At 60.3% G+C, this 19,589-nt stretch carries 16 protein-coding genes and 1 tRNA gene; 13 read left to right on the forward strand and 4 right to left on the reverse strand.

The window, feature by feature from the left end; translation table 11 throughout:
- Positions 1-6: 6 nt before the first annotated feature.
- Positions 7-813 (reverse strand): undecaprenyl-diphosphate phosphatase, encoded by an 807-nt coding sequence (locus GF108_RS02985; protein WP_027230841.1) that lies wholly within the window; start codon positions 811-813, stop codon positions 7-9.
- A gap of 173 nt (positions 814-986) precedes the next feature.
- On the opposite strand from GF108_RS02985, the gene GF108_RS02990 reads away from it, so the two are divergent.
- Genes GF108_RS02990 through GF108_RS03000 form a run of 3 tightly spaced genes read left to right on the forward strand, consistent with a single transcriptional unit; the run spans position 987 to position 3,741 of the window.
- On the forward strand, positions 987-1,679 hold the full coding sequence (locus GF108_RS02990; protein WP_027230842.1) for a glutathione S-transferase family protein: 693 nt from the start codon (positions 987-989) through the stop codon (positions 1,677-1,679).
- 50 nt (positions 1,680-1,729) lie between these two features.
- Complete coding sequence (gene queG / locus GF108_RS02995) at positions 1,730-2,872, forward strand: tRNA epoxyqueuosine(34) reductase QueG (RefSeq protein ID WP_153666808.1); 1,143 nt, start codon at positions 1,730-1,732, stop codon at positions 2,870-2,872.
- On the forward strand, positions 2,872-3,741 hold the full coding sequence (locus GF108_RS03000) for an SDR family oxidoreductase (RefSeq protein ID WP_027230844.1): 870 nt from the start codon (positions 2,872-2,874) through the stop codon (positions 3,739-3,741). Before queG ends, GF108_RS03000 begins: the two co-directional genes overlap by 1 nt.
- A gap of 9 nt (positions 3,742-3,750) precedes the next feature.
- Here the strand turns inward: GF108_RS03000 and GF108_RS03005 are convergent, their stop codons facing one another.
- Positions 3,751-4,791: a zinc-dependent alcohol dehydrogenase family protein gene (locus tag GF108_RS03005; protein ID WP_153666809.1), complete on the reverse strand. Its 1,041-nt coding sequence runs from the start codon at positions 4,789-4,791 to the stop codon at positions 3,751-3,753.
- A 179-nt stretch (positions 4,792-4,970) separates the two neighbouring features.
- On the opposite strand from GF108_RS03005, the gene mepA reads away from it, so the two are divergent.
- The 8 genes from mepA to GF108_RS03045 all read left to right on the forward strand — a co-directional run bounded on the left by mepA (position 4,971) and on the right by GF108_RS03045 (position 12,487).
- Positions 4,971-5,936: a penicillin-insensitive murein endopeptidase gene (gene mepA, locus GF108_RS03010; RefSeq protein ID WP_246663858.1), complete on the forward strand. Its 966-nt coding sequence runs from the start codon at positions 4,971-4,973 to the stop codon at positions 5,934-5,936.
- A gap of 115 nt (positions 5,937-6,051) precedes the next feature.
- Entirely contained in the window at positions 6,052-6,480 is a 429-nt protein-coding gene (locus tag GF108_RS03015) for a methylglyoxal synthase (RefSeq protein ID WP_091947299.1), read from the forward strand.
- Between the two features lie 79 nt (positions 6,481-6,559).
- Entirely contained in the window at positions 6,560-7,588 is a 1,029-nt protein-coding gene (locus tag GF108_RS03020) for a glucokinase (protein WP_027230848.1), read from the forward strand.
- Between the two features lie 194 nt (positions 7,589-7,782).
- Positions 7,783-9,612, forward strand: coding sequence for an ABC transporter ATP-binding protein (locus GF108_RS03025; protein WP_153667312.1), 1,830 nt, complete (start codon positions 7,783-7,785; stop codon positions 9,610-9,612).
- A gap of 23 nt (positions 9,613-9,635) precedes the next feature.
- On the forward strand, positions 9,636-10,442 hold the full coding sequence (gene dapB, locus GF108_RS03030) for a 4-hydroxy-tetrahydrodipicolinate reductase (protein WP_370462092.1): 807 nt from the start codon (positions 9,636-9,638) through the stop codon (positions 10,440-10,442).
- A gap of 24 nt (positions 10,443-10,466) precedes the next feature.
- Entirely contained in the window at positions 10,467-11,087 is a 621-nt protein-coding gene (locus GF108_RS03035; RefSeq protein ID WP_153666812.1) for a 2,3-bisphosphoglycerate-dependent phosphoglycerate mutase, read from the forward strand.
- 169 nt (positions 11,088-11,256) lie between these two features.
- Positions 11,257-11,341: transfer RNA gene (locus GF108_RS03040), tRNA-Leu, on the forward strand.
- 201 nt (positions 11,342-11,542) lie between these two features.
- Entirely contained in the window at positions 11,543-12,487 is a 945-nt protein-coding gene (locus GF108_RS03045; RefSeq protein ID WP_153666813.1) for an adenylate/guanylate cyclase domain-containing protein, read from the forward strand.
- Between the two features lie 4 nt (positions 12,488-12,491).
- Here the strand turns inward: GF108_RS03045 and GF108_RS03050 are convergent, their stop codons facing one another.
- Together GF108_RS03050 and GF108_RS03055 are read right to left on the reverse strand one after the other, a co-directional pair.
- Entirely contained in the window at positions 12,492-13,127 is a 636-nt protein-coding gene (locus GF108_RS03050) for a LysE family translocator (RefSeq protein WP_153666814.1), read from the reverse strand.
- 61 nt (positions 13,128-13,188) lie between these two features.
- Entirely contained in the window at positions 13,189-14,148 is a 960-nt protein-coding gene (locus GF108_RS03055) for an NAD-dependent epimerase/dehydratase family protein (protein WP_153666815.1), read from the reverse strand.
- Positions 14,149-14,483: 335 nt separating this feature from the next.
- On the opposite strand from GF108_RS03055, the gene GF108_RS03060 reads away from it, so the two are divergent.
- Both GF108_RS03060 and GF108_RS03065 read left to right on the forward strand, forming a co-directional pair.
- Positions 14,484-15,785, forward strand: a complete 1,302-nt coding sequence (locus GF108_RS03060; RefSeq protein WP_370462093.1) for a glycoside hydrolase domain-containing protein — start codon at positions 14,484-14,486, stop codon at positions 15,783-15,785.
- Positions 15,786-15,899: 114 nt separating this feature from the next.
- Complete coding sequence (locus GF108_RS03065) at positions 15,900-19,397, forward strand: GH92 family glycosyl hydrolase (RefSeq protein ID WP_210386049.1); 3,498 nt, start codon at positions 15,900-15,902, stop codon at positions 19,395-19,397.
- Positions 19,398-19,589: the final 192 nt, after the last annotated feature.

The following is a 19,589-nucleotide window of genomic DNA, read 5'->3' on the forward strand; positions in this document are numbered from 1 at the left end:
GCCGTCTCAGCGCATGAGGATAAGGGCGACGAGGCCCAGCGTGCCCACGACCAGACGCCACCAGGCGAACAGGCCAAAACCGTGGCGTGACACGTAGTCGAGCAGATAGCGAACCACGAAGACGCCCGAAATGAAGGCTGCGATGAAACCGACCACGATGAGCGATGCATCGTTGAAGGTCAGGATATGGCGGTTTTTGAAAAGGTCATAGGCGAATGCGCCCGCCATAGTCGGCATGGCAAGGAAGAACGAAAATTCCGCCGCCGAACGCTTGTCCGCGCCGAGCAACAGCGCGCCGACGATGGTGGCGCCGGAACGCGACGTTCCCGGGATCATGGCGAAACACTGGATAAGCCCGATCTTGAAGCACAGCGACAGTGGATAATCCATGACGTTGGTATAGCGCGGCTTCAGGTCGAGGCGATCGACCCAGAGCAGGATCAGGCCGCCAAGAATCAGCATCACGCAGATGAGCATCGGCGATTCGAACAGCACGGTCTTGATCAGGTCATGCGCGAGAACGCCGATGACCACGGCGGGCAGGAAAGCGATAAGCACGCCGGCGACGAAGCGGCGCGTCTTCGGATCGCTCGGCAGATCGCGTGCGATCTTGAGGAGACGGCTGAAATAAACGGTGAGGATAGCCAGAATCGCGCCGAGCTGGATCAAAACTTCAAAGGTCTTGCCGTTTGATTCAAAGCCGAGGAAATGCCCGGCAAGCAGCAGATGGCCGGTTGACGAGACCGGTATAAACTCTGTTAACCCTTCCAGCAGACCAAGGAAAAGGGCTTCGACAATCGTCTGTGATTCCATGATATCGCTTTCATGACGGCGCCGGGAGCGGTTGGTAACCGGCTATTGGTGAAATCGTGTTTACTTGTCTCATGCAGCGCTTGCGCCTATAGCTTTGGGCGCAGACTCAAAGCGGTGCCGAGAAATACGACGACGCCGAATAAAATGCCAGTTTGAAAGATCCGCTTACAAAGATGCTGACGCTCTTCCATCACCCCATGTCCACCGGCTCACGCTATGCGCGCCTCATCCTCAATGAATATGACATCGAGGCGGAACTGATCGAGGAGAACAGTTGGGCGCGGCGCAAGGAATTCCTGGCGCTCAATCCAGCCGGGACACTACCGGTGCTCCTCGCTGAAGGCGACGTGCCGATCTCGGGGGCCTCCGTAATCGCCGAATATATCGACGAGACGCGCGGTGCGCTGAAGCGCAGCCGTCGGCTGTTTCCCGAAGATTCGCTGAACCGCGCCGAAGTGCGCCGGCTGATCGACTGGTTCCTGTCGAAACTCGAAAACGAAGTAACGCGCCACATGGCGCGCGAGCGCATCTTCAAGCTGCACATGACGGCCGAACAGGGCGGCGGCGCTCCCGACTCCACCGCCATCCGCGCGGCCCGCTCCAACATCACGCAGCACATGAAATATATCGACTGGCTTTCGGCGACCCGAAATTGGCTCGCCGGTCCAACGCCGAGCTATGCCGATATGGCTGCCGCGGCATCGATTTCGATCCTTGATTATCTTGGCGAGATCAAATGGGCCGAATACAAGGCCGCACGCGACTGGTATACGCGCATGAAATCGCGCCCGTCGTTCCGGCCTCTGCTCTCCGACCGCGTGCGCGGACTTCCACCTGCATCGCATTATGGCGATCTGGATTTCTGAGCCAAACCGCTGCAAGCTTGCGAGTTCAAGGGTCCACGGGACTTTGCCAGATGCGTGCCGGCCAACCGGATAAGCTGAAACAGTTCATCATCGATGAGGCGCGTGCGCACGGCTTTGATCTCGTTGCGGTGACGCGTCCCGACGCCATTCCGCAAGCCGAGGAACGGCTCCGCCAGTATCTGGCGCTCGGCCGCCATGCCACGATGGATTGGATGGAGGAAACGGCACTCAGGCGGGCGCGCCCAGACGCGCTATGGCCCGAGGTGCGCTCCGTCATCGTGCTCGCCATGAATTACGGGCCCGACAGCAATCCGCTTGAGCTTCTCCAAGAACGGGACAAGGCGGCCATATCGGTCTACGCGCAGAACCGCGACTACCACGATATCATCAAAGGCAAGCTCAAGGGCATCGCCAGCCGTTTCGTTGCGCGCGCGGCAGGCGCGGACGTAAAGGTCTTCGTCGATACGGCGCCGGTGATGGAGAAGCCGCTCGCCGAAGCCGCAGGCATCGGCTGGCAGGGCAAGCACACCAATCTCGTCAGCCGGAGCCACGGCTCCTGGCTGTTTCTGGGCACGATCTTCACGACGGCGGAACTTCCTGCCGATGAGCCCGAGTCCGACCATTGCGGGTCGTGCCGCGCCTGCCTCGATGCCTGTCCGACGCAGGCTTTTCCCGCGCCCTATCAGCTCGATGCGCGCCGCTGCATCTCGTATCTTACGATCGAACACAAGGGACCGATCGCGCCGGAATTCCGCAAGGCGATGGGCAACCGCATCTATGGCTGCGACGATTGCCTGGCCGTGTGTCCCTGGAACAAGTTTGCCGAAAGTGCGCGCGAGGCGAAGCTGAAGGCGCGCGAAGATCTGAAGTCCCCTGATCTCGGATCGCTGCTTGGCCTTGATGATGCGGCATTTCGAGAGCTCTTCGCCGGTTCTCCGATCAAGCGCATCGGCCGCGATCGTTTCATCCGCAACGTACTGATCGCCAGCGGCAATTCGGGCAGGTCGGAACTCATCGAACGTGTGGAAGCGCATCTCGCCGACCCTTCGCCGCTGGTGCGGGGCGCGGCAGTGTGGGCGCTCGGCGAACTCTCGGAACCGGAACCGCTTTCAGCCTTGCGAATGCGCCACGCAGCTCATGAGAACGACTTGGACGTCTTGACCGAATGGCGGAATGCTGTGAAAAATCGATAATGCAGATTTTTCTTTTCGGGGCCGGATATTCGGCACGCGCATTCGCCAGGATCATGGCCGGTCAAGCGGACTTTATCGGCGGGACGACGCGTGACGCGAGCAAATTCGCCGCGCTTAAGCAGGACGGCATAACGCCATATCTTTTCCATGGGACCCATGCCTCGCAGGAAATCGTCGATACGCTTGCGAGCGTAACCCATATCGCCGTTTCGACATCACCGGGCCAAAGCGGCGATCCGGTACTTGCCCAGTTCACGCCGACGATTGCGCGCGGGATGCCGAAGCTGCAATGGATAGGCTATCTGTCGACGGTGGGCGTATACGGCAATCATGGCGGCGCGTGGGTTGATGAAACGACGCCGTGCCACCCGGTCTCCGCCCGGTCCGTCGAGCGCGTCGATGCGGAGAAAGGCTGGCAGGAGCTTGCGAACCGGCGGGAAGTGCCGCTTGCGATCCTGCGCCTGTCCGGCATCTATGGGCCAGGCCGCAATGCATTCGTCAATCTCTCGAACGGCACCGCGCGCCGGCTCAACAAGACCGGACAGGTTTTCAACCGTATTCACGTCGACGATATTGCCGGGGCGCTCCGCTTCCTCGCGACCCGCAACGAGGGCGGCATCTTCAACATTACCGATGACGAACCGGCGCCACCGCAGGACGTGGTCGCCTACGCGGCCGAATTGATGGGCGTCGAACCGCCCGAGGAATCCGACTTCGAGACAGCGCCGCTCACACCGATGGCGCGTTCCTTCTACGGCGAGAACAAACGCGTCTCCAATGCCAGGATCAAGGCGCTGGGCTATACGTTCCGCTACCCGGACTATGGAACCGCCTTTTCAGCAATGTGGCGGGGCGACAGCTGGCGCTGACGCGGGCCGCTAGAATTTCGTGATCACATTGATGCCCGTGCCCTCAAATCGATCCATGGCCATCAGGGCGGCAGGAGCATCGTCGAGCGTGATCTCCTTGCCGATCAACTTCTGCGGTGCGAGCTTGCCGGTTTCGAGCATATCCATCAGCGCCTTGTAACGGAACGCCTGCATGCCGTGGCTGCCATAGATTTCAAGTTCATGAGCGATGACCTTGTCCATCGGGATCGGTGCATGGGCATGGTCGCCAAGCATCAGTCCGACCTGCACGTGCCGGCCGCGGCGGCGCAGATTGGCGACTGAGTTGAAGCAGGTCGATGGATGACCGAGCGCATCGATCGAGACGTGCGCGCCGCCCTTGGTGATTTCACGGACGGCGCCCACGACGTCTCTTCTCTCGGCGCCGTTCACAATGGCGACAGCACCCAGCGTCTTCGCAAAAGCAAGCTTCTCGTCGGCAAGATCGATCGCGACGACATTGGCGCCCATGGCAGTGGCGATCATGATCGCGGACAGCCCGACGCCGCCGCAGCCGTGCACGGCAACCCATTGGCCGGGCTTGACCCTGGCCTGATCGACGATTGCGCGAAACGAGGTGACGAACCGGCAGCCAAGGCTGGCCGCCGTCGCAAAGTCGAGAGATTCCGGCAAACCGACCAGGTTGGTATCGGCATAGTCGACAGCGACAAACTCGGCAAATGAACCCCAGGCGGTAAATCCCGGTTGAAACTGGTTCTCGCAGACTTGATGGTTACCAGAATTGCACTCGAAGCAATGACCGCAGCCGCCGACGAACGGCACTGTTACGCGCTGGCCGATCTGCCATTGCTTCACGTGCCTGCCGACTGCCGCAATGGTTCCGGCAAGTTCGTGACCCGGCACATGCGGCAGGACGATGTCCGCGTCATGCCCCATCCAGCCGTGCCAGTCGCTGCGGCAAAGGCCCGTCGCTTCGACCTTGATGACCACGCCGGTATCCGCCGGGCGTGGATCGGCGACGTTTGCAACGCGCGGCGTCTCGCCGAACTTTTCGAAGATGACAGCTCGCATAGTAAGTACCCCTTCGAATCAGAGTGCGTATTCGATCGCATATTGCGACTTGGCGGCGAATCTGGCCATCATAAAGCCCCGATCCTCGACGCAAATTTGCCAGGATCACCTGTGGGATAGCGATTATGACACCCAAAGTCCTGTTGCGCCTGATATTCGGCGCGCTCGTTTCACTCAGCATGACAGCGGGGGCGATTGCAGAAGATGGTCCGGCCAAGCAATTGTTCGGCGCGCAGCCGTTGCCGACCCTCGGTGCGCCGCAATCGGACGGATTCTATGCCAAGGGATGCCTTGCCGGCGGTGTGGCCCTCCCGGTCGACGGACCGACATGGCAAGTGATGCGACTGTCCCGCAATCGGCGCTGGGGCCATCCGCGGATGATCAGCCTGCTGGAGCGCTTGTCGCGCGATGCCGCTGCCAAGGATGGTTGGTCAGGCCTGCTCGTCGGCGACATTTCCCAGCCGCGCGGCGGACCGATGCTCACGGGCCATGCTTCACATCAGGTTGGGCTCGATGCCGACGTCTGGTTGACCCCTATGCCAAAGCACCGTTTCACCAATCAGGAGCGCGAAACTGTCGAGGCCACATCGATGCTCAAGGGCGACACGCTCTTCGTCGATCCGGACAAGTGGTCGGCGTCCCGCGCCGCCCTTTTGAAGCGTGCGGCGAGCTATCCGGAGGTCGAGCGGATTTTCGTCCATCCGGGCATCAAGAAGAAGCTCTGCGACACCGTCCAGGGCGATCGCAGCTGGATGGCAAAGATCCGTCCCTATTGGGGCCACTATTACCACTTCCATATCCGCATCAAATGCCAAGCCGGGTCGCCCAATTGCAAGCCGCAGGAGCCGACTGGCATCGACGACGGTTGCGGCAAGCCACTCGCCTGGTGGTTCACGGACGAGCCATGGAAGAAAAAGCCCGAGCCGGCCAAACCGGTCAAACCGCGCGTCATGATGCTTTCGGACCTGCCCAAGGTCTGCGCGCAGGTGCTCAATGCACCCGGACCGAATTCAGCCGCTGAGGTTACCTATGGTGCCGGCGGTACGGTCGCTGCGCCAGCTAAGGCTGCCGCTCCTGCCGCGGCCTATGCGCCGGACGATGAGACGCTGCCCGAGGACGTACCGGTTCCTGGGCAGAAGCCCTGAGGGGGATCGTCTTTCCGCTGCGAGCCGGTCTTTTTTCGCTGCGGCCTTTTCATGCTGTCATGAATTGAGTATAGGGTTTCAATCGATTTAGGGTCGGACCCAAGTTAGAAATTTGATGACACAGCCTTTCCGCCTCGCGCTGATCGCTCACGACCAGAAAAAGGCCGACATGGTGGCGTTCGCCCGCACCTACGAAAAGCTGCTGGCACCGTGTGAAATCGTTGCCACGGGCACGACGGGCGGGTTGATCCAGGAAGCGTGCCCATCCCTCACTATCCGCCGCGTCAAAAGCGGACCACTCGGAGGTGACCAGCAGATCGGCGCGCTCATTGCCGAAGGCAAGATTGACGGGCTCATCTTCTTCGTCGACCCGATGTCACCGATGCCGCACGACGTCGATGTGAAGGCCCTGATGCGGCTCGGCAGTGTTTACGACATTCCAATGGCATTGAACCGGGCGACCGCCGAGGTTCTGGTGCAAAAAAGAGGCTTGCTGCGTGATGACGCAGCAGACAACACAATCACTGCGGCGAGCGCCACTTGAGCGCAAGCGTGCAGCGACAAGGCTAAAAGCGTATGATCCAATGGTCATACTCAAGAAGGGGCGACGCGAGGAAAGCGATATGGTGACACAGGCAGATACCGACCACATCATGAAATTTCCGATTCTGGTCGGCGATATCGGCGGCACCAATGCGCGCTTCGCGATACTGGTGGATGCCAATGCCGAACCCAAGGAATTCCCGATCATCCAGACCGCGGATTACCCGACGATCGATGAGGCGATCCAGAATGCCATTCTCGATCATACCTCGATCCAGCCCCGCTCTGCTGTGCTTGCCATTGCCGGTCCAGTTGAAGGCGACGAGATCGACCTCACCAACTGTGCCTGGGTCGTAAAGCCTCGGCAGATGATGGAGACCCTCGGTCTCAGCGACATTACCGTGCTCAACGATTTCGAAGCACAGGCGCTGGCTGTCGTCTCCCTGGAGCCCAAGCACCTCGAAAAGCTCGGCGGCGGTGCGGGCGACCCCCATGGCAGCCGGGCCGTTCTCGGACCCGGAACCGGGCTCGGCGTCGCCGGCATGGTGCGTTCGCGCAATAGCTGGGTTCCGGTGCCCGGCGAAGGCGGCCACGTTGACATGGGACCGCGCACGGCGCGCGACCTCGAAATCTTCCCGCATGTCGAACACATCGAAGGACGCATTTCCGGCGAGCAGCTGCTTTGCGGGCGCGGCCTTCAGAATATCTACCGGGCCATCTGCAAGGTAAGTGGCACCGACGCGACGCTGCAGACGCCGGCGGAAATCACGGCCGCGGGGCTTTCAGGCGAATCGCCCGAAGCCAAGGAAACGCTGGCGCTTTTCGTCATCTATCTCGGACGTCTTGCCGGCGATTTCGCCTTGACCTTCATGGCACGTGGCGGCGTCTATCTTGCCGGCGGCATCGTGCAGAAGATCGTCCAGCCGCTAAAGGATCCCTCGTTCCGCAAGGCTTTCGAAGACAAGGCGCCGCACGGCGAAATCCTCCGCGAAACCCCGGTCTATATCATCACTCATCCCCTGGCGGCGTTGAGCGGCCTTTCTGCCTTTTCCCGGACGCCCACGCGTTTTGGCGTTTCGACCGAAGGACGCCGCTGGCGCCGCGATTGAGGCGCCTTGCGGCTCTCGCGCCAACCGCACGCGAGGCGCAGGCCGCAGCACAATGGCAACACTCGGCGCCCAGACGCGGTGCCGAGGCCCAAAACCGATAGGCAAGGCGGATCAATAAGGCTATAGGGACAATTTCAGCGGCAAGGGTCTTCCCTTGCCGGGAAGTCTTTTTGTACCAGCGAGTTGCCGCCTGCATGGATGGTCAGACCAAAAAGAAAAAGATCGATATGAACGAGGCGCGCCGCGTGATCGGAAGGGTTCTGCGCGAGAACCTTTATGAACAGCGCGGTTCGTATGCGGTCGCGGTGCCCGCCATGCTGGCGACGGCCGGCGCTATGGCTTTCGTCGCGATCATCTTCCGGGATGTGATCAACAAGATCTACTACGAACAACGCGCGGACCTGATCATCCCGATCAGCCTCGGCGTGCTTGCCGCCTTCATTATTCGCGGTGTCGCCACCTATATCTATTCGGTCTATATGGCGAAGATCGGCAACAATATCGTTGCGCGCTACCAGCGCCGCATTTTCGACCAGCTTATGCGTCTCGGGCTCGATTTCTACCATGACAATCGCTCGGCGCAGCTTGCAGCGCGGATAAATCAAAACATTTCAGGCGTGCGCGACCTTCTGCAGCTGATCGTGACGACAGTCGGCAAGGATATTCCGACCCTCGTCTCGATGGTCGGCAGCATGATCTATCTCGACCCGGTGCTGTCGCTCTTTGCCCTTTTGATCGGGCCGCCGGTGCTGCTCACCGTCCGGTACCTGACAAAGCGCCTGCGTAGCATCCACCGCGAGTCGGTGACGCTGAATTCGCATCTTCTCGGCGCCATGCAGGAAGCGACGCAGGGGATTACCATCGTCAAGGCCTTCACGATGGAAGAGCAATTGCGCGGCAAGGTGACGACGTTGATCAACCGCGCCGAGGAACGCTCCAATAAGATCGCACGCGTCGAAGAGCGGCTGACGCCGATCACCGACCTCATAGCCGGCCTCGCGATTGCGTCGATGATCGCCTATACGGGCTACCGCGCCGTTCTCAATGCGGAGCCGCCCGGCGCAATGTTCGGCTTCATGACGGCGGTCCTCCTCGCCTATGATCCGGTGCGACGGCTCGCACGGGTCCAGGTCGGGCTTGAGCGCGCGCTGGTCAATGCGCGCATGATCTACGAAATCCTCGACATCGAGCCCCGACAGGCCGACAGCATTGGCGCGGTACCGATCACCGTGCCCTCTGGCGAGGTAAAGTTTGACAATGTCCGCTTCAGCTACGGAGAAATCCCGGTCCTGCACGGGATCAGCTTCACGGCGGAAGCCGGCAAGTCCACCGCCATCGTCGGCGCTTCGGGCGCCGGCAAGTCGACTCTGTTCGGGCTTGTCGAGCGTTTCTATGACATAGACGGCGGGCGCATCCTCATCGACGGGCAGGATATCGCCCATGTCAGCAAGCGGTCGCTGCGGCAATCGATCGCCTATGTGTCGCAGCAGCCCTATCTCTTCGAAGGCACCATCGCCGACAATATCCGCTATGGCCGCCCCGATGCCACCGACGACGAAGTCATCGAGGCGGCAAAGCTCGCCAATGCCGACGAGTTCATCCGCCGGCAGCCGCAAGGCTACGGCACCGAGATCGGCGAAAACGGGGCGAACCTTTCCGGCGGACAGCGCCAGCGCCTTTCCATCGCCCGCGCCATCGTTCGCAACGCCTCGATCCTTCTCCTCGACGAGGCGACCTCGGCGCTCGACAATGAATCCGAAAAACGCGTGCAGCAGGCACTCGACTATGTGATGCGCGGCCGCACGACGATCGTTATTGCGCATCGGCTTTCGACAATCGTCAATGCCGACCGCATCGTCGTCATGGAGGCCGGACGCGTGGTCGAGGAGGGCGTGCATGCCAGCCTCCTTGCCATTCCGAACGGCGTCTACGCGCGTTTCTACCAGTTGCAAGGCAAGGAAGAGTCGCCCATCATCGACGATACCGAATTGCAGCCCGCAGAAATCACAGGAACCACCACATGAGTGCCGAACAACCCGCCACGCCGATGAAGCTTGCCGTCGTCGGCGCCGGCGGCCGCATGGGGCAGACGCTCATGCGTCTTATCAACGAGACACCCGGCGCCGTTCTCGCCGGCGCAGTGGAACGGGCCGGCTCGCCGCATATCGGCCGCGATGCCGGTGAGATTGCCGGCGTGGGGACCCTTGGCGTTGAAGTGACCGACGATGCGCTGGGTGTGTTTGTCGGCGTCGAGGGCGTCCTCGATTTCACCACCCCTGGCGCCACAGTTGAATTTTCCGAGCTGGCGGCCCAGGCCCGCATTGTCCACGTCATCGGCACGACCGGCTGCTCGGCTTACGACGATGCCAAGATCCGCGCGGCCGCGCGCCATGCGGTCGTCGTCAAGTCCGGCAATATGAGCCTTGGCGTCAATCTTCTCAGCGTTCTCGTCAAGCAGGCGGCAAGGGCCCTCGGCTCGGACGATTTCGACATAGAAATCCTCGAAATGCACCACAAGCACAAGGTCGACGCGCCATCCGGCACAGCGCTGCTTCTGGGTGAGGCTGCAGCGGATGGCCGCGATATCGGCCTCGGCCAGCACAGCGTGCGGGTTCGCGATGGCCACACCGGCCCGCGCGAGGCTGGCGCGATCGGCTTTGCCGCTCTGCGCGGCGGTTCGGTGGTCGGCGACCATTCGGTGATCCTCGCCGGACCGGGCGAACGCATCACATTATCGCATCACGCTGAGGATCGCAGCATTTTCGCCCGCGGCGCCATCAAGGCGGCGCTCTGGGGCAAGGGCCGCAAGCCCGGCCTCTATTCGATGCTCGACGTGCTCGGCCTCAACCCATAACGCTTGTCTCACAGGAGTAATCCCATGTCCGGAACCCTCGTCCTTGTCCGCCACGGCCAGAGCGAATGGAATTTGAAGAACCTTTTCACCGGTTGGCGCGATCCGGGCCTGACGGAACTCGGCCATAAGGAAGCGATCGAGGCGGGCAAGCGCCTGAAGGCGAAAGGCCTGAAATTCGACATCGCCTATACGTCGGTTCTTTCGCGCGCGCAGGCGACTCTCAATCATATACTGGAAGAAGTCGGACAGACGGGCCTCGAGACCATTCGCAATCAGGCGTTGAACGAGCGCGACTATGGCGATCTTTCCGGTCTCAACAAGGATGATGCCCGCGCCAAATGGGGCGAGGAGCAGGTCCACATCTGGCGCCGGTCCTATGACGTCTCGCCTCCCGGAGGCGAGAGCCTGCGCGATACCGGCGCGCGCGTATGGCCCTATTACCTGCACGACGTGCAGCCGCATGTCCTGCGTGGCGAGACCGTTCTCGTTGCCGCTCACGGCAACTCGCTGCGGGCGCTGATCATGGCGCTTGACGGCCTGACCGGCGAAGAGATCGTCTCGCAGGAACTCGCGACGGGTGTTCCGATCGTCTACGAGCTGAATGCGGATTCGACCGTGGCCTCGAAGGAAGTGCTGGCGGGCTGACCGGTCTGGAGCCGCCCTTTTGTGATTGGCGAAGGCCGGCGCTGCGCCGGCCTTTTTCGGCACCAACGAGGCGCAAAGGGCGCGAATTTGCACAACGCGTTCTATTTAAACGCGAAGCGCTCTAAATGGATTGACAGACTCAAAACCGCCCCTTACATGAGACCCCGCTGCCCAGATGGCGGAATTGGTAGACGCGCACGGTTCAGGTCCGTGTGCCGCAAGGCGTGGAGGTTCGAGTCCTCTTCTGGGCACCATTTCCCAATATTTCAGTTTCATTCGACGATGTCGGTAATGCCGACGTTGCTTCTGACCCAAGCGATCGGTACCACCTTGGAGCACGTTCGCGGCCAATTGAACCGTTTGCACATTTACCCGGCCATCGTAAATCGCTATATCTCATGGCATGACTGGAGCCCCTCTTTGTTCAGTCGCTCGCTCGCAACGAGAGTGAAACGATGTCCGAAACGCGCCGCAAGCTGACGACCATCTTTTCCGCAGATGTCCAGGATTATACCCGGCTGATGCAGGCTGACGAGGAAGGCACCCTCGATACGCTGAAGCAATATCGCGACGCCATGGCGGGCCTCATCGCATTGCATGGCGGGCGCGTGATCAACACTTGGGGCGATGGCGTGATCGCCGAATTCCCGAGCGTAGTCGAGGCCGTGCGCGCTGCGATCGACGTCCAGAACGAGCTTGCCGGCTACAATGGTGACCGTTCCGAAGGTGACCGCATGCTTTTTCGCATCGGGCTCAATCTCGGCGACGTCATCGCCGAGGGCGAGGACATTTATGGCGACGGGGTCAACATCGCTGCGCGCCTGCAAGCGAGTGCTCGGCCGGGCGGTATCGTCATCTCGCAAACGGTCTATGACCAGGTGCGCAACAAGGTTGCAGTCGGTTTTGATTTTCTCGGCGCGCTCAATGTGAAGAACATCGACGAGGGCGTGCCGAGCTATGCGGTGCGTATTGGCGAATTCGGAAACACCGACGCGCCGCGGCAGCCGGAAATCCCCTACGGACGCGATGCCCGGCCAGCGCCCTTGCAGTCAGTCCTAAGGGAGCCGTCCACTGCACAATCGGCGCCCCGGCGCAGCTTCGGCGTGCTCGCAGTGATTGCCGCCATGCTCGCGGGCATCAATCTTCTAACATGGGAAGGTGAATTCTGGGCGCAGTGGCCGATCCTTGCCCTCGCCACGTTGGCGGCGCTGATCTGGGTGCGCGGCACAAGGATGATCGACCGCGGCATCGGCACATTGGCCGTCATCGGGCTTGGCCTTGCGGTCATCAATCTGTTCTCGTGGTCGGGTACATTCTGGGCCGTGTGGCCGATGTTTGCCCTTGCTGTCATTGCCGGCCTCAAATGGGCCATGCGCCGGCAGGGCGCAGCCCGTTCATAAGCCCTCAGGCATTTGCGCGGCGATAAAATGCCAGCGAAGCCGCCAGCATCAGCATAGCCCCGCCGCACACGCGATCGAGCCATAAGGCACCGGACCTGCGCAGAAAGCGCGCAGCGCGCGAACCGAGCATCGCATACCCGAACATCACCATGAAATCGATGGCGGCGAATGTTGCGGCCAATACCATGTGTTGCGGTAGCTGCGGCAAAGCTGGATCAACGAATTGAGGCAGAAAGGCCGAGAAGAAGAGGTAGCCTTTGGGATTGGTGACCGCGACCGCAAAGCTTTTCAGGAACACCGACCGCACCGAAATGGATGTCGCGGGATTTGCAGTCATATTGGATAGTTCGAGCGTTCCTTTTGATCGGATCAGCATCACACCCAGAAAGGTGAGATAGACGACGCCGATCCACTTGACGACGGAAAACCAGAACTCGGACGCCGCGAGTAGAGCACCAAGGCCAAGCGCCACCGCGCCGATGAGGACAAAGTCGGAAAGCACCGCGCCCGCCATGCCAAAACAGGCAGTCCTGGCGCCGAAGCGCGAGCCATTCGTCAGGGCGAGGATCACGGTCGGACCAGGCGTCGCAATGCCAATGAAGGCAACCACGGCAAATGCCAGGACTGTCAGATGTGTCATCTATCCCCCCATCTTCGGCGTAAGGTAAAACACTCTCATGCCTATTCAAATGTCAAGGCCGCTACCGTTCGGATCGTCCGGTTTCGATGAGACCGCGGATTGTCGCCTCTCGCGGAAACGCACCGAAAAGTTCTGCCTTCAATTTCGTATCGACCTGCCATGATCCGAGCAAGCGCTCCGCATCGCGCGACCTGCCAAGCAGTCGTGCAATGGTAAGCAATAAGGAAGGGGGCATGGAGAAAAGCCTCGCCTTGACGCCCATGCCCTGGGCAAAAGCGCGCAGCAATTCAGGGGTCGATACATCATTGCCATCGGCGAGAAGCACGGTTCTTCCGGCCGCAGCGGGCAGATGCGCGGCCTCGGTAATGATCGCCGCCAGGTGACCAACATTGAGCAGACTGCGCCGGTTTTCGACTGAAGCCAGCGGCAGCGGCACACCGGTTTTAACCAAGCGCACGAGACGCGCCAGATTGCCGGGATTGCCCGGACCGTAGACGAGGACCGGGCGGAGAACCACAAGTTCCATGGCGCCTTGCCGGCAGATATCCTGAAGCGCCTGTTCCGACTGCCATTTGCTCATGGCGTAGGCGCTGGCGGGTTGTGGCAGATCGGCTTCAGTAAAGGGGCGTTGCGAGAAATCGCCCATGACGCCTGCGGAACTCACGAAGACGAAACGCTTCACCTTCGCGGCGAGTGCCGCGCGCGCCAGAGCAATCGTGGCATCGACATTGGTGCGCCGGAAGAGTGCGTGCGAAGCGTCGGGAGATTCGCCGGTCTTGTGCGCGCGCGCTGCAAGATGGACGACGACCCGGCAACCGGACACAAGTGGCGACCAGTCGGAAATAGCGCTGATGTCACCCACCTTGTGCAACGACAAACGGGCGTGCGGTGCAAGTTCACTATGCGCTTCGGAACGTATCAGCCCACGGACGCGCCAGTCTTTGGCCAGCAGCTGTCTTACGGCTTCACGGCCCACGAAACCCGCGACGCCCGTTATTAGAATTTCGTCTCGATTATCCATGCGGCGAGACTGCTTTGACGGCGCACAATGTTCAATCCCCGCTCGCAATGATTCGAAGGGCAGAGCTGTTAGACTTTGGGATAATTGACGCTTTTATAACAGGGCGATAATTGTCGCCAACTCTGGAGGACTGCGTGGGAAGGGAGGCCCAGGCACAGCCATACAAAAATTCATAGCGTTACGACGCAGCGACGCCCTTATGGGGTGCTCGCGGCTGAAGCTTTAAATGCGCCCATAGACTTAAATCGATTTAAACCACGGCTTTCATACCTATTTATTTGGAGGAATTCATGACCATAACACGGACCATGCTTGCCGGCCTGCTCGGCTGCACCATGCTTGCCGGATGCAATTCGGATGACAAGAAAGACGCCGACGCCGCAGCAACCAGCACCTTTGCCAGTGATGTCGATGCGCTGAAGCAGGACAATACCAAGCTCAATGCCAAGGTTGGCGAGTTGCAGGCGGCCGCTGCCGGCACAGCCACGGTGAGCGTCACGGTTGTCTTCGGCGCCAAGAATTTTGATCTCGTGAGCGCAGCGAAGTTCTTCAAACAGGAGGCCTTCAATCCTGACAGCGCCTGTAACAACAAAGGAAGCTACAGCTCCCCGCAAGGGATGCAGCACTACCTGACCTACGGTTACATGACCGGCAACGCCAACATAACGCTTGAGACCGTCACCCAGGATCGATCCGCTGCTGCGTTCTTGAAAGCCCTGCCGGCACCGGTTCTGACCGAATCCGGGGCTACAGCGGCCGATATTTCGGCCCTGCTCGTCAGAGCCAACAACTGGACGAACAACTTCGACGACACTTCCAAGATGCTGAAGACGCGCAATGCCGGCAGTACCGATGCAGCCGGCGCCCTGATCAAAGGCACTTTCATTAATGGTACTTCGTTCCACGAAAGCACGGAACCGAATTACTTCTGGTCCTACGCTCAATCCTGGACCGACATCATCAATAGGCTCGGCGCTGACCGAACGGCGGCAAAACTGGCAGCCATGAACAGGCTGAACACGTTGTTCGGGCTGAATATGGACCTTTCCGGACCCGAGCCTTCATCGAAGACGCTCAACAGCAGCGAGGGCGGTTCCACCTTCTATGTCGGCAACGAGATGAACTTCTCTACGCCCTGGGCATACAATTGGGCGGGTTCGCCGAAGCACACGCAATATGTGCTTTCCACGATCCTGAACAAGAACTTCACCAACGATCCCGGCGGTCTTCCCGGCAATGACGACCTCGGATCGTTGTCGACTTTCTATGTCTTCGCCGCGCTCGGTATTTATCCGGTCGTTCCATCCGAGCCGGGTTTTGCGATCTCCGCTCCCCAGTTCGACGGCATCAACTTCTGGCTGCCCAACGGCAAGAAGCTGCGCTTCTCGACAGGCGGCAAGAGTGCCCTGCTCGACGATGTCCGCTTCATCCAGGACATGAAGCTCAACGCCGCCACGTATCAAGGTACCTGGCTGCCGCTCGACAAGATCAAGGATGGCGGGCAGCTGACCTACACCCTCTCCAAGACCCCGACGGGATGGGGCGAGGGCGAGGCTCTCACTCCGCCTTCGGGCCCGGCCGGCGACTACTCGAAGCCGACGGCCAATCCGCTGCCCAGTGTTCAGATGATCCAGTAGGCATCCTCTACGGGGCCGCTTCGGCGGCCCCGCTTCACATCCCTAGCCAGCGGCTGCCTCGCAGATTCGTCGATTTAACCAACAGCTTTCATACCTTTTTATTTGGAGGGTTTCATGACCATAACACGGACCGTGCTTGCCGGCCTGCTCGGCTGCACCATGCTTGCCGGATGCAATTCGGATGACAAGAAAGACGCCGAGGCCGCAGCAACCAGCACCTTTGCCAGTGATGTCGATGCGCTGAAACAGGACAATACCAAGCTCAATGCCAAGGTTGGCGAGTTGCAGGCGACTGCTGCCGGCACAGCCACGGTGAGCGTCACTGTTGGCAAGCTCCAGGGCGATATAGAGAAAGTTGTAAGCGACTTGGAAACCTTGCAGGCCAGGGCGAGTGCAGGCGAGGCCGGGGACGGCGCGCTGGCCGGCGAGTTCACATTGCTGCAGGACCGCGTTGACGCGCTCACCACCGCCCTTTCCACCCTCGACAAGTCGTCCGCCACCAAGCAACAGCTGGATACGCTCACCGCCAGCCTTGCTGGACTGCAGACCACACTTGGCGCCGACATTGCCGCGCTCGACAAGAAAGCAGCCACCAAGGAACAACTGGACAAGCTGGCGACAGACCTTAGCGCCTTGAAGACGAACCTCACGACTTTGTCCGATCTGCAGAAGGCCGATCATAAGCTCGCCGTTTCTGCCACTGCCTCCAAGATCAGCACCATCGACTTTCCGGCAGCTTCCGACCGCCTGAAGGCCGCTGACGCAGCCCGCCAGTCTTTCGCCGCGCTGCTGCCGCGCATCGATCAGACGACGAAGGATATCGCCGCTGTTGAAGCCATCTCCGGCATTTCGGCCGGTGACAAGGCCAAGATCGCTGAGCTCGCCACGCAAACAACAGCGATCAATGACGACTTCACGACGTCGCTCGCCGAATTCGACAAGGGCATCAGCGACGCCCGCCTGCTGGCCGAAAAGGTCAGCGCCGCTCTTGCCAGCGGCGACACCGAGACCGCGGCCCAGCTTTCTGCCGAACTCGAAGCGCTGCCGAAAACCCTCGAAACCCTTGCCAAGGAGATCGCAGCTACAACGGCAACCCTCGACAAGCGACTTGCGCCCTATTCGGGTCCATGGAAAGAGAGCCTCGAGTTCCTGCGCCCCCGCTCCGACGCGCCGCTGACGAAATATGTCAATCCTTTCATCGGGACGTCCATGTCCGACACCGGCGGTGGACACTCCGGTAACGTAAATCCCGGTGCACAAACTCCCTTGGGAATGGTCAGCTTCGGACCGGATACCGATGGTAGCTATCAAGGCTGGGGCTACGGTTCGGGCGGATATTACTACGACGATTCCACAATTGACTTTTTCAGCATGACGCATCTAAACGGGCCCGGCTGTCGCGGCCAGGGTGCCGTCGCGATGCTGCCAGGCGAATCGGCAACGCAAAGCCTGTATTACGGGCTTAATTACTCGCACAACAATGAGAGCGCCGAGCCCGGCTACTATAAGGTCAAGTTCGACAACGGTATCACCGTCGAGACGACCGCGACGACCCGCACGGGCATGATGCGGGTGACCTATGCCAACGCGTCGAAAGCTTTCTTTATTCTCAACTCGCTTCTGAACAATCCGAACAAGTCGTCAGGTGTGCCCAAGGACCAGGGCGGACTGAAGATCGATGTCGATGCCAGGTCGATCTCCGGCAACGCTGTCGCCAGCAGGTTCTGCGATGGCACCTGGAACCAACCGGTTTATTTCTACGCAACCTTTGATAAGCCCCTCACCAGTGGCACGGCCGATGCAGGCAGTGACGTTGCAACGCTGCAGTTCGCATTGAGCGATACGGACAAGACAGTGCAGATCAAGATTGGCGTCTCTTCGGTCAGCATCGAAAATGCCAAAGCCAATCTTCTCGGCGATGCAGCAAAGAACCTGAAAGGCGAAAACACCGCCTGGTCGTTCGACGAGATCAAGAAACAGGCTTCGGATGTCTGGAACAAGCGGTTGAACACGATCCAGATCGATCTCGCCAAGCCGGGTGAGGCGGACAGGCTGGCCAGCGCCGATCTCAAACAGGCTGCAATCAACAATCTCACCAAATTCTACACCACCCTCTATCGGGTCTTCAGCGGCCCGACCGTCTTCAGCGACGTCAATGGCGATTACCGCAGCATGAAGCAGGCTGATCTAAAGGCCGCTGGCGGCTCGCTGCCTGCGCGCGAAGTCGAGAACGTGTCAAAATACAGGTTCAAGATCGACGGTAAGGACGCCGGGTATACGACCCATTATTCCGGCTTCTCCATGTGGGATACCTATCGCTCGGCCGCGCAACTTGTCGCTCTCATCGCGCCGGACGAGGCGAGCGACATGATGCAGTCGCTCGTCGCCGATGCGCAGCAGTGTGGAGCATTCCCGCACTGGGTCGACGGCTCTGAAGACACAATCCCCATGCAGGGCGACCATGGCTTGAATGTCGTTGCAGGCTCATATGTATTCGGCGCCAAGAAATTCGACACCGAGACCGCCCGCAAATATGTTATCCAGTCGACTTTCGACCCCAAGAGCGCGTGCAACGACAAGCTCAGCGTCGGGCGCAATGCCGATAAGCCCGCGCTGCCGGACTGGCTCCAGTATGGCTACATCCCGACGGACGCAATCGCCGACTGGAAGGAATCGTCGGCAACGGTCGAGATGGTGACCTCCGATCGCTCTGCTGCATCGTTCCTGTCGCGGCTGCCGACGGCATCGACCGACAAGGACCAGATCGCCCAGCTCTACGCGCGCTCCAAGAACTGGTCCAACATCTTCGACACGACGGCTGGGCAGTTCAAGCTGCGCGCCAAAAACAAGGCCGGCGCCTGGGAGAACGGCGTGTTCCATGAGGGTACGGAGCCGCACTACGTCTGGGCCTTCGCCCATGATTGGGCCTCGCTGATGGAGAAGCTCGGTGGCAAAACCGCGGCGTTGACACGTCTGCACACGCTATTCGCGCTCGACACGGCCAACCCGTTCAGCAAGGAGCCGACCGGCAACCAATTAAACTCCAGCGAGGGGGGCTCGACCTTTTATATCGGCAACGAACCGTCCTTCCAGACACCCTGGGCATATAATTGGGCAGGCGCACCGAAATACGCGCAGTACATCATCCCGACTATCATGCGCAAAAACTTCTCATTGGCCGCAGGCGGTCTGCCAGGCAATGACGACATGGGCGCTACATCCGCATGGTACGTCCTCGCGACACTCGGCCTCTATCCTGTCATCCCGTCCGAACCCGGGCTTGCGGTTTCCACTCCGCAGTTCAAGGGTATCTCGATGTGGCTCGGAAACGGGAAGAAGCTGCGCATTTCGACCGACCGGCCGGCGATGCTCGGCGACAGCGCACCGGTCGCCGAAGACGCCCGCTACATCAAGGAGATGAAATTGAATGGGGCGACTTATCAGGGCACATGGCTTCCGCTTGACAGGATCAAGGACGGTGGCAAGCTGAACTTCGACCTATCAACCACTCCAACCGAATGGGGTGCGGAGTGGACGCCGCCTTCGGGCCCGGCCGGCGACTACTCGAAGCCGACGGCAAATCCGGTGCCCGGCGTTCAGGTCATCCAGTAGGAAACCTCGACGGGGCCGCTTCGGCGGCCCCGCTTGCTCCCTGTAATATTGTCTGCGCATCCTCAATCGCTTCAGGCATCGGAAAGCTCGGCAGCTGCTATCCGCATCTGAAAATTTTGATGGCAGCATGTGCGCTTCAAGGTTAGGTTGTACCCGGAGGTGGCACGGTTGTTCGACCGCGACCTGCCTCGT

The sequence above is a fragment of the Phyllobacterium sp. SYP-B3895 genome (assembly GCF_009647635.1).
Lineage (GTDB): Bacteria > Pseudomonadota > Alphaproteobacteria > Rhizobiales > Rhizobiaceae > Phyllobacterium > Phyllobacterium pellucidum.